We start from the raw sequence: 10,606 nt of genomic DNA, 5'->3' as shown, positions 1-10,606 counted from the left end.
CAGAACCCGCGTCGATATGGGCGAGAAAGCGGGTAGCGTAGCCGCGGAAAGAATGGTTGTCCCCGTAGAGACCAAGCAAGCGTTCGACCTCGGCCTTGATGGCAGGGATCTCTGCCTTCGCCTGAGGATCGCTCGGTGCATCGATCAGCGCGCGGCGTTCAAGCCCGTAAAAAAACAGGAACACGTATCCCGCATCCGCAGGCTGGCGGCGACCTCCCGCCAACCATTGCAGGTACGCTCGCCGCGCCTCAGGCGTGATGCTTCGGTAACTTGGCCAATAGGGCATCTGCCGCTCGGTAAGGCTCATGGGTGAGCGTGCGATTCGAAGCGTGGCATCAATCAGGGACGGTTCAGTCTGACCGAACTGGGTTGCCCGCTCGGTGATGTAGAGCATTCCACCCGGGATAGCCAATCCGGCCACGGTGATGGACTCACCTTCTGCAAGCCAGCGAACCCCCATGGGCTTTGCACTTGGCTTTGGAATGGCGTAGCTCTGACTATCGCTGGACGAACCGACTTGGACAGTATGGAAATCTCGCTCGCGGGTACCGGTGCCGAACTGGACGTTGAGACTGGGGGAGGTTGCCTGTCGAGATTCAGCGGCGATCTCCGCAACAATGTCATCCTCAGGCGCGTAGAGCTTTGCCTGGGTGGCGCGTCTGACGGCCCATACCAACGCACCTATGCCCAAGATAACTCCAAGGGCGATCCACGCTTGCTTTGGAACCTGCGCCAAAAGGGCAACAACGAATAACAAGGCGTACAGAGCGATCGGCCCGCCGCCGCTCCCTTTGCGCTTCCGTGGCATATGAGTATTCCGTACAGTTGGTAATGGCCAGATGACATTCTTACGGATTTTACGAGGCGGGCCAAGCGGAACAGACGAAGGGAGCGCTGGGCGAGATTACTTAAACGGATCCCCAACAGAGCCATCTGCTTACATGGCTATGTCAGGGCTGTGTTGCGGGAGGTGAAGGGATCGCGGCGCTGCTCTTGATACGCCCAATTTTCAGTGAGGCCATCATCTTGGTAGTGTCTCGCGATGGGTGATTAAACCCAAGAGTACACATGTACTCCTTCGCACCTCAGGCGCCTCAACTGGTCTATTGAGGCAGCTTTCGACAACGTCTCTTCTGCACTTCAAATAGCGTCTTCCAAAGCAGCGATCAGCGCCTCCAAAGCCTCAGCCAGGCGGGCGTCTTCACGGGCATCTCCGCTTTCGGGAACAAACTCTTGGCAGTGCCGTAGCAGTGCGTCTCGATCGTTACGATTCAGATCAAGTTGAATGTGCATGTCCGAAAATCCCTAGATGGTTGAACTGCAGCCCGACCCCTGGCGCTCAAGCACGCTTTGGTCGAATATTGCGCGCCGATTGGAAGCGAGGAGGACAGGGCATTGAAGGTTGAGCAGGAAGCGCAGGTGTGGTTGTACGCCGCTGAGCACTATCGTGATTCTCTCATGGCGATAGTGGGTGATGCAGTCGCCAGCTACCGCCGTAAACCGGGCCTGGACAGTTTGACTCGCATCTACAAGCAAGACGTTGGCGCCGTAGCGTTTGCAGTGCTTGAGCGCGTCCTGCCCAGCGCGGATTTGCCGCGCACCGACAGCAGCTACATCCCTGTCCGGGAACAGTTACGGTCACATCTGATTTATCAGGTGCTAAAACGCCTTGTAGAAGAGGAGGCCGTTCCAGTTGAGCTAAGGGACATCCTGTTTTCGATTGACCTTGGACTCTGACACTCGGCGATCTCAATCTCTGCTACTCGGTAAAGCACAGTTCAGCTTGAGATGACGGGTAAATAGCCTTGTGCCGGCGTGCCGACGAGGGCTTTGTTATGCAGATAGGAGTCGCTGATGAGACTACTAGGCCGCTGAGCGCGCCATTGGCCTCCAGATCTGCAACGTCAGCTTTCAACCGCTGTACCAGGGTATCAATCGGTTGACCGCTCTCCACACTCAACGTCAGTGTGAAAAGCGTCAAAGGGCTGAGCCCCATCGCATCACCTATCGCAGTCAGCTTCTCTACCGTAGGGCTTGATCGGCCGTGTTCCAGCTTCAGCATGTAGCCACGGCTGCTCGCTAAGGCCATATCCTTATGCGTCAACCCGCGGCTAATGCGCATCGCTTTCAATACAGTGGCGAAAGCTGCTTTCAGCGACATAGATGCTCCTGGCCAATGTCAGGCGAGAAAGGCCCGCAAACTATTTTCAGCGGAAGTACCCGACGTAGAGCATCTGACAGTACCACAGATACCTTCCCGCCAGTCTTAACGAAGAACCTGTTCAGGCCGGCATCGGGATAAGCCTGCAGCTTTCCCGGCGCGGAGTGCCCGTGACCATCGCGCATCGAAATCTAGTTGTTTTCACTAATTAACCAAATTTAATCAGTGACTTTCTCTGTATTTAAACTATTTTCCTGCATGCTCCCTTGAATTTTTTTTCGCGAGACGGAGTTCTATATTTGAGGACAAGAAAAAAGCGAGTGATGTGCAGCCGCAGGTGATCTGCAAGGTTCACACACGGTTTTGCCGGTTCGGTTTTTGCTTTTCACGGTTTCCAGATTTGGTCTCGGTTGCCAGGCTCGCATCTGCATTGCCCCGTAGGGGCTGAGGGGAAATCGTCTTCTTCGCAGCCTTTGGCTGCGCTTATGCTTTGAATACAAACAAACACGCCCAATTTAAAAAAAAATACATGAGCTGATTATTTTCCTGCCGTCATTTGACAGTGGTAACCCATTTTGCAGGGATGCCCCCATAGGGCTAGTATCGCCAATCAGGCCCGCGAAGACGTGGCGCAAGGAGGCGGTACCCATGGTCAGAATACGAAAGCTCGAGATCCGTCACTTTCGCGCTATTAGAGCCCTCGATTGGTCACCATCCCAAGGTGTCAACTGCCTGATTGGCCCAGGAGACAGCGGTAAATCGAGCATCCTGGATGCCATTGATTTCTGCCTCGGTGCTCGACGCAGCGTGTCGTTCAGCGACACCGACTTCTACAGCTTGAACGTCAATGTGCCCATCACGATCTCCGTCACGCTGGGATGCCTTCCTGAGACGATGATCAATCTGGAGGCCTATGGCGATTTCCTTCGGGGGTTCAATCTCCAGACAGCGGTGGTGGAAGACGAGCCAGGTGTCGGACTTGAAACGGTCGTGACCCTGAGACTGCAGGTCACTGGCGATCTCGAACCGACGTGGATGCTCTATTCAGACCGCGCGGCCCAAGTGGGTACCGAGAGAAGTCTGGCGTGGAAGGATCGCTCCCTGATTGCGCCGGCGCGGATCGGCAGCTTTGCCAACATGAATCTCTCATGGAGCCGCAACTCGATCCTCAACCGCTTGACCGAAGACAGGCCAGAGCTAAGTGGCGCCTTGGCGGGCGCAGCTAGGCAAGCCCGGGAGAACTTCGGCGCCCAGGCGTCCGCGCAACTTCGTCGTCCATTGGACATCGTCAATCAAACATCACGAGATCTTGGCGTTCCCGTGGGAGAGGGCGCACAGGCGCTGCTGGATGCCCACGCGGTTTCGATCGGTGACGGAGCTATTGCGCTGCACAACAGTGCGGGCATACCGCTTCGCTCTCTAGGCACAGGATCGTCACGTTTACTGGTGGCGGGCCTTCAGCGCATGGCAGCCGACGCTGCGACCATCGCCCTGGTGGATGAGGTTGAGTACGGACTGGAACCTCACCGTCTAGTGAGATTCTTGGACTCCATGGGCGCCAAGGATCCACAGCAACCACTTCAAGTCTTCATCACCACGCACTCCCCAGTCGCCCTGCGCGAACTCTCAGGTGACCAATTGTATGTCGTGCGCAACGTACTCGACCGGCATCTGGTATTGGCTGCTGGCACCAGCAACGACGTACAGAGCACCCTGCGCGCTGACCCTGAAGCCTTTCTGGCGAAGCAAGTTATCGTGTGTGAGGGGGCCAGCGAAGTAGGACTGATTCGAGGGCTCGATCAATTCTGGGGCTTCGCCAACAATGATTCTTTTTTGGCCAGGGGATGTGCTTATGTAAACGCTGGGGGCGGTACCACGGATAACGTTTACAACCGGGGTTCAGCATTACTTGGTCTCGGTTACCGCGTACTCCTTCTTGTCGATGCAGACAAACCGCCTACCCCGGAGGTCGCCCAAGCTTTCCTGGATCGGGGCGGACATGCCATGACATGGGGCCAGGGTCGTGCCTTGGAGGACGAATTGTTCGCCAGCCTGCCTGACTTGGCGATTGATGCGTTGATCGCGAAAGCGTTGGAAGTGAACGATCTCGAGCGTGTCGTTGGTCACATCCAGTCTAAATCCGATGGCCGATCAAGCCTACAGGCCATCCAGGAGCATCGTGCTGCCGGGAATGGGTATTCTGAGCAAACCCGTGTTTTGCTGGGGATCGCTTCGCGGATCCGCTCAAAGGGGTGGTACAAATCGGTGACGACTTACCAAGCGATTGCGAAGGACATTATTGGCCCGCATCTGCCGACAGCTCAGGGAGGCTTCCAGCGAATCATCAACGGAATCAGGGAGTGGGTAAATGCCGGCTGAAATCGATCTTCCCGCATTTCGGCGGGGTTCCGTGACGGCACCTGCGGGCTGCGGAAAAACCCAGTTGATCGCTGATACCTTGGCGGCTCACACCGATGCCAAGCCCATATTAATTCTGACCCACACGAACGCAGGTGTGGCGGCGCTACGCACCCGACTCCAACGTGCGCATATACCGACCTCAAAGTACCAGGTCGCTACCCTGGACGGCTTCGCCATGAGGTTGATCAGCAAATTTCCGGCACGCAGTGGGCACGACCCCGCAATTCTCCTGCTGGAAAACCGCGCACAGGACTACCCGGCCATTCGAAACGCCGCTGGGTTTCTATTGCAAGCCGGTCACATCGCACCCGTGATACGGGCGAGCTACTCACGCCTACTGGTCGATGAGTATCAGGATTGCAATCAGGCTCAGCACATCATCATCGCCTGGCTTGCCCAGAATGTTCCCACCTACGTCCTTGGTGACCCGATGCAGGCGATTTTCGGGTTTCGCGGAAATCCATTGGTGAATTGGCAAGCTGACGTCACCCCACATTTTCCCGCGATCGGAACCCTGGACACTCCTTGGCGCTGGCGCCGCGCCGATACCGAGCCATTTGGTCGATGGCTGCTCGAGCTACGCCGACCCTTGGCCGCAGGCGAAGGGGTGGATCTACGTACTGCACCACAGGAAGTTGAGTGGATTGCGATCCGACCTGAAACCGCTGAGGCCCAGCGGAGGAGTGCGGCCTTGGTTCGTATCAGGGACGGCGAGTCAGCCCTGATCATCGGAGATTCAACGAATCCAGCCAGCCGCTTTCGCCTGTCCAGTCAGACACCGGGTGCAACCGCGGTTGAGAATGTTGAGCTCAGCGAACTGATTAGCTTCGCCAGAACCTTTGACCCAGCTTGTGGCCAGGCGCTGAATGAGCTGGTGCATCTGGCCACGAACGTAATGACAGGGGTGGGAGCTGCCGCTCTCATGGGCCGAGTGGACATCATCCTGCGTGGTCGTAACCGCACGGAGCCGACCTCCATTGAACGGAGCGCAGTGGATTTCCATCAGGCACCAAGCCTTGCTGCCGCCGCGCATTTACTTGAAAGCTTTGGTGCCCAACCTGGAACGCATGTCTACAGGCCTGAGGTCTTCAGGGCGTGCTTGAGTGCCCTGCGGATGGCCGCGGCCGGCACCCATTCCCTAAGAGATGCGGCCTTGCAAGTTCGTGAGCGGAATCGGCTTTTAGGGCGGCCATTGTCTCGTCGGGCTGTTGGCAGCACACTACTGCTCAAAGGCTTGGAAGCGGATATCGCCGTGATTTTGAATCCTAGCCAGATGGATTCCAATAACCTCTATGTGGCGATGACCAGAGGAGCCAAGAAGCTGGTCATATGTTCCGAGAATCCCATACTTATGCCCCGTAGGTAGTCATAGGTCAGGAGAATCGCTGGGGCGCGTTTTGGCTCGTATTTTCTTCCTTTGGAGGCTCTAGAATGCGCCATTCAGATAGTATCATTTGAATTGCCTGTTCTCCGTCTCGTGCCATCCATGACCCAAGGAGGAGGATGACGACTTCTTTTCACCCAGCGTGGTGTAGGCCTAGTGGTTCATCCTCAAGTGGGTGGCAATGCCTTACTGGAGAGGGCTGGATCTGAACGATAGTGCCGAGGCAAGCTTCTCTACCGCAGCCATCCAGTATGAAACTGGCCTCGCAAAATGAGCAGTGCTCGGGGTAAATACATACGATTGCGGTCGTTGGCTGGTCGTATTTAAAGCAGGGACGATAGCCCCGAATCTTGGGAGGTGAACATCCCATGGCTGTGCAAAGTTAATTGATGACCAATTCAGGAAAATAGTGAAAAGAAAACACGAGCAATCCGTAATTGACGCTTTCTCCAAGTACATGGAGCAACGTGCGTTGGACTCTGGTCGACAGGTCACTCGCTGCTCTCTAGACGGGCAAGATACTGTTCTCGGTGCAGACTATTTGTTCACCAATCATACAAAAATACTTATGGTTGAATTCAAATACGAAAAATCGGATATTAAGCATGAAGTCCGTAAGTCGAGACGCCTTAAGCTCTGCCGAATACTGGATGTAGAAGAGGACTGGAGAAGCTTGAGCTTAGAGTGCCACTACGTGGGTTGGTCTGAAATGGAGGTGGTAAACTCAGCGAAGAGACGCGGGGTGAATTTTAACGCCTACTACTCCGAAGTTTGCAATCAGCACATCTTCGGTGAGGAGTCCGGGCTGGTGGAGGAGAATCCGAATCATGGCCCGATGCTCAAGCACAAGCATCTCGTTGAGGATTTCCTCTCAGGCAATCTCGGAACCGACTTTGTAACCTTTGAGCGCTACACCGACTGGCTGATGAGCCTGGAAGACGATGGTGAGTCTGGGATCGAGCTGATTGTTGACCACCCTGACGGGGGTGAGTTACTCATGATGGAGTTTTCCTCGGTTGGCGATTTGAAAAATTGGCTGGACTCTACAAGCTATGAGCCTCCAAAGCCTAAGTCTAAGCCCAAACCGGGCGGGTTTAGCGGGCCAGGAATGGGCTAAGCGGTCACGCATTCATCTACTCAGCAACCCGTAAGACTTGCGGCCCACGCCACCTTTCCGATGACACCGTCTTCGACCAAGGTATTAGCTGACAGCTCTAGCTCGGGCCTTGGCGCTCTAACCCGGGCGAGTTAGTCTCGAGCTTTTGCGTTGAGGCTGGAGATGCGAACGAAGCGAAGGATTACCCGGGCGTACTGTGTGGAGTTGGGCCAGGAGTTAACCATAGGCGGTGCACATCAGGCCTATTTCAACCAAAACCTGCCACGTAGCCGTTTTCTGTTCCAGTGCTCATCGCCGGAATGCAGGGCGCTCAAGGTGGTGCCAAAAATCACAGCCGTCAATTACTACATCCACCCGACCGAAAAAGCGCGCGTCAAATCTCCGCATTACAAAGACAACGAGCACTATGACCATCATGTGGACTGCGAGTGGATGCTGCCAGATGAGGACGAAGGTAGCGATGCGCCGTTGCCCGGAGAGACGGAAGTACAGACCCGCACACGCTTGGCAAAACGCCAACTCACTTCGGTAATCGATATCTTTGTTCCCCCGACACAGCCAGAGCAACCCGTGGTACGTCCACCTCGAGCAGCACCAGGCGACGAGGACGAGGCTGGAGCCAATCGTCGACGGGGCGGTGGCGGCGCAGAAGGCACCCGATCCGATCGGAAGCATCGAAGCGGTGACCTGCGTGAACTAGTGGATTACTACCACGACACACGCGAAGCCTTCAAAGACCTCTTTCCCGAGGTAACGATCAACGTGACAGGGCGTGGTGAGATACCGTTGCGTTCGTACTTCAAGAAGGTGGCTTGGGCCAGGCCTGACACTGCAGGATACGTCTACAACGGCGGTGGGCGGATTGAGCCGCGGGTAGGGGCCGGCTTCGTATTCAACTTCTATGACAAGGTTTCGGAAAAAGATGCCTCTCTCCAGGTCTCTGATGAGGTCATGACTCAGCACCGATCAAGGCGCTATGTGAATGAACTTCTCGATCAGGCACGGCTGGTAAGGTACTTAACGTTCTATTTCCTGGGCACCTTCACCTATCACGAGGCCAGCGACACCATGGTTGCAGAGGTAACTGACCTTCGCTGCCTGGCGATTGACTTGGGGCCGTTGAGGAGCTGAGCTTCAGTAAAGATAGCAGCTCCTAACCATTGGCAAGGCCGGCACCCGATGGGTAAGTGCTTAAATCAGCGAGAGGCCTTCGCCTAGACGTAGATAGGGTGTCGTGTAATGCATCCAAGGAGCAAATGATGCGTCAAGTAGTGTGTACCGATTGCCTTACCGAAACCTTCCTGCAGGATCATGCCTCGGAGAACGATATCAGCGAGTGTGACTACTGCGACCGAGAGCTCCCTGTCATGGACATGGAAGAGCTGGTAGAACTCTGCGAAACAGCAATCCATGCCTCGTACCGGGCTATCCAACAACCCGGCTCAGTGATTCATCACGGCTATCCTCCCGTCGGCGTCAGTTTGTATGATGTCCTGGAGCACATGCTAGGTGCCGATCAGGCCCTAATTTCTGATATCCATGACCGCCTGCTCGAGTCCTGGAGCTACTCGGAGAATGACGACGACCCCCTATTTCGTCGAAGAGACTGAGGCCTCGTCGGAATTGACGGTAGGCTGGCGAAAAATGGAGCACAGTCTTCAGTTTGAATCCCGACTGGCAAATCCCTTAGTGGGGTCAATCCTGACCATGGTCTTCGACGGCATAGAAGATCTGCGCTCGATGGACGACCGTTCAGCCATTGTGATCGCAGGCCAAGGTTATCCAATCTCGTCATTCCAACGGGGTAGGGTGTTCCAGGATGAGCAGAGCATGGAGGAAGCGCTGACTCACCCTGAAAAGCATCTCGGCCCGGTACCAGGAGGCAAGGGATCTCCTGGCCGAATGAACGCCAAGGGAATTTCGGTTTTTTACGGCGCAACAGATGACCACACGGCAATTGCGGAGGTGCGCCCTCCGGTTGGCAGCATGGTAGTTACCGCGCGGTTCGACGTAATCCGGCCTCTGAGGCTTCTCAACCTGAACGACCTGGCTTCAATGCGTCCGCATCGGGGGTTGAGCTACTTCAATCCAATTCGCAGGAGCCTCACCGAACGCTGCGCGTTTCTGAAAGACTTACAGCGCCAGCTGACGATGCCAGTTATGCCGGACTCGGCGGAAAGCGGGTATCTGATCACGCAAGCTATTGCCGATTTCCTTGCAACCCATGAAAAGCTGAATCTCGACGGTATCTTATTTCCCTCTGTGCAGGTGCAACAGGATACGTCACTGGGGCAGAACGTCATTCTTTTCAACAAGGCCAGTGGGGTAGAAAGGCTCGAGGACACACAAAAGGCTGAGTATGTGAGTCTCTGGGAACCGGATGAAGATAGGTTGGTGTATTACCCAGAGTACTGGGAAGCGGAACCTAAAGACTCAGATCAATCCTCCCGGTACGTCCCTCTGGTACCTCCGCCGGAGCCAAGCCTACGTCTAGCTCGAGACGGCATTGTGATTCACAAAATCCAGGGAGTCCGCTTCAGCACCGAGATCGACCCAGTCCACTATGTTCCTTGGTCGCAGGACAGGAAATACCATGGGTTTCGATAGCGTGGCTGGTTCCTAACGAGAGCTCGGATCTTATAAGGGATCTCGGAACCCATCGGAGTTTAGCGGGCCAGTACCAGCCGTACCGTTCATCGGCAAAACCTATATATTGGGTTAGGCACATATTGAAAGCACTACATATTGGGCTAAATTGTGCTTGAGAGCCTACATCTGGTGTTTTGCCATGAACGAAGCCCATATCGAGAAAGCAGCGACCGATCTGCTCATGCAGATTTACCGTGATCGCCGTTACCTGTGGCCAGATCAAGATGTTCCGCCGATGATGATGCGCAGCCCCCGGATCGCTGCCATGGTCTGCGGCTACGACTACCATGAGCATCCCACCCTGGGAGACACCCATTTCAATCGGCACAACGCCGGTACTCGTATCGCGGGCCTGATTGACCGTCAATCGAACAAGATCGCCGTCGCGACTGAGTTTGGTGACAAAGTCCAGCTCTTCACCGGCGCGCATGAGATCGGCCATCTTGTGCTCCACGAAGACACTATCATGCACCGCGACCGCGCTTTTGACGGCAGTCATCTGCAAACACCACGTGCACCTGCAGAGAGACAAGCCGATCGCTTCGCCGCCTGCTTCCTAATGCCTCAGAAGCTGGTGAGAGAACGGTTCGAGTTCATGTTCTGTTGCAAGGGGCAATTGCGCTTCAGTGACGTGATTGCCTATCACCTCGACCCCAACAATCCGGATCGGCTTCTCTACTCCCCGAAAGAGTCGGGAGAACGTGAGCTGGCGCTGGCGCGATGCACCCGATTTAACAACCAGCACCTGGTGTCACTGGCCCAGCAATTCGGTGTCTCAGACTCGGCGATGGCCATCCGGCTCAAGGAGCTGGAGTTGGTGCGGTGGCCTTAGAGCGGGCAGGGAGTTCTAGCTATACCTGGAACGTGCAGTAGG

11 protein-coding genes are annotated in these 10,606 nt (G+C 55.4%); 8 read left to right on the top strand and 3 right to left on the bottom strand.

Going from position 1 to position 10,606, the window contains the following annotated elements; translation table 11 throughout:
• Positions 1 to 808: TerB N-terminal domain-containing protein (locus BLX42_RS13545; RefSeq protein ID WP_178110735.1), on the bottom strand; the 808-nt coding region annotated here is incomplete at its 3' end.
• 332 nt (positions 809 to 1,140) lie between these two features.
• Complete coding sequence (locus tag BLX42_RS26555) at positions 1,141 to 1,293, bottom strand: hypothetical protein (protein WP_168216556.1); 153 nt, start codon at positions 1,291 to 1,293, stop codon at positions 1,141 to 1,143.
• Positions 1,294 to 1,395: 102 nt separating this feature from the next.
• Here BLX42_RS26555 and BLX42_RS13540 point away from each other — a divergent pair, with 102 nt between their 5' ends.
• Entirely contained in the window at positions 1,396 to 1,737 is a 342-nt protein-coding gene (locus tag BLX42_RS13540) for a hypothetical protein (protein ID WP_105641262.1), read from the top strand.
• A 22-nt stretch (positions 1,738 to 1,759) separates the two neighbouring features.
• On the opposite strand, the gene BLX42_RS13535 is transcribed toward BLX42_RS13540, so the two are convergent.
• Positions 1,760 to 2,161: a helix-turn-helix domain-containing protein gene (locus BLX42_RS13535; protein ID WP_161871969.1), complete on the bottom strand. Its 402-nt coding sequence runs from the start codon at positions 2,159 to 2,161 to the stop codon at positions 1,760 to 1,762.
• A gap of 648 nt (positions 2,162 to 2,809) precedes the next feature.
• On the opposite strand from BLX42_RS13535, the gene BLX42_RS13530 reads away from it, so the two are divergent.
• From BLX42_RS13530 to BLX42_RS13505, 7 genes are all read left to right on the top strand, one after another.
• The gene (locus BLX42_RS13530; protein ID WP_161871968.1) at positions 2,810 to 4,540 is read left to right on the top strand and encodes an ATP-dependent endonuclease; all 1,731 of its coding nucleotides are present in this window, start codon (positions 2,810 to 2,812) and stop codon (positions 4,538 to 4,540) included.
• Positions 4,530 to 5,948 carry a UvrD-helicase domain-containing protein gene (locus BLX42_RS13525; protein WP_161871967.1) on the top strand — a complete coding sequence of 473 codons (1,419 nt, stop codon included), beginning with the start codon at positions 4,530 to 4,532 and terminating at the stop codon, positions 5,946 to 5,948. The genes BLX42_RS13530 and BLX42_RS13525 overlap by 11 nt, the downstream gene beginning before the upstream one ends.
• A gap of 427 nt (positions 5,949 to 6,375) precedes the next feature.
• Positions 6,376 to 7,083, top strand: a complete 708-nt coding sequence (locus BLX42_RS13520) for a hypothetical protein (RefSeq protein WP_105641266.1) — start codon at positions 6,376 to 6,378, stop codon at positions 7,081 to 7,083.
• A gap of 198 nt (positions 7,084 to 7,281) precedes the next feature.
• Positions 7,282 to 8,214, top strand: coding sequence for an ATPase (locus BLX42_RS13515; protein ID WP_146117312.1), 933 nt, complete (start codon positions 7,282 to 7,284; stop codon positions 8,212 to 8,214).
• Positions 8,215 to 8,342: 128 nt separating this feature from the next.
• On the top strand, positions 8,343 to 8,693 hold the full coding sequence (locus tag BLX42_RS26915; RefSeq protein ID WP_256671989.1) for a hypothetical protein: 351 nt from the start codon (positions 8,343 to 8,345) through the stop codon (positions 8,691 to 8,693).
• Complete coding sequence (locus BLX42_RS13510) at positions 8,659 to 9,690, top strand: RES family NAD+ phosphorylase (RefSeq protein ID WP_256671988.1); 1,032 nt, start codon at positions 8,659 to 8,661, stop codon at positions 9,688 to 9,690. The genes BLX42_RS26915 and BLX42_RS13510 overlap by 35 nt, the downstream gene beginning before the upstream one ends.
• Before the next feature lie 181 nt (positions 9,691 to 9,871).
• Positions 9,872 to 10,564 carry an ImmA/IrrE family metallo-endopeptidase gene (locus BLX42_RS13505; RefSeq protein WP_053256027.1) on the top strand — a complete coding sequence of 231 codons (693 nt, stop codon included), beginning with the start codon at positions 9,872 to 9,874 and terminating at the stop codon, positions 10,562 to 10,564.
• The last annotated feature ends 42 nt before the right edge of the window (positions 10,565 to 10,606 follow it).

It is taken from the genome of Pseudomonas sp. SG-MS2, assembly GCF_009933855.1.
In the GTDB taxonomy this organism is placed as follows: Bacteria; Pseudomonadota; Gammaproteobacteria; order Pseudomonadales; family Pseudomonadaceae; genus Aquipseudomonas; species Aquipseudomonas putida_E.
The sequence above is the reverse complement of the archived record's forward strand: the minus strand, read 5'-3'. Positions and strand labels throughout refer to the sequence as shown.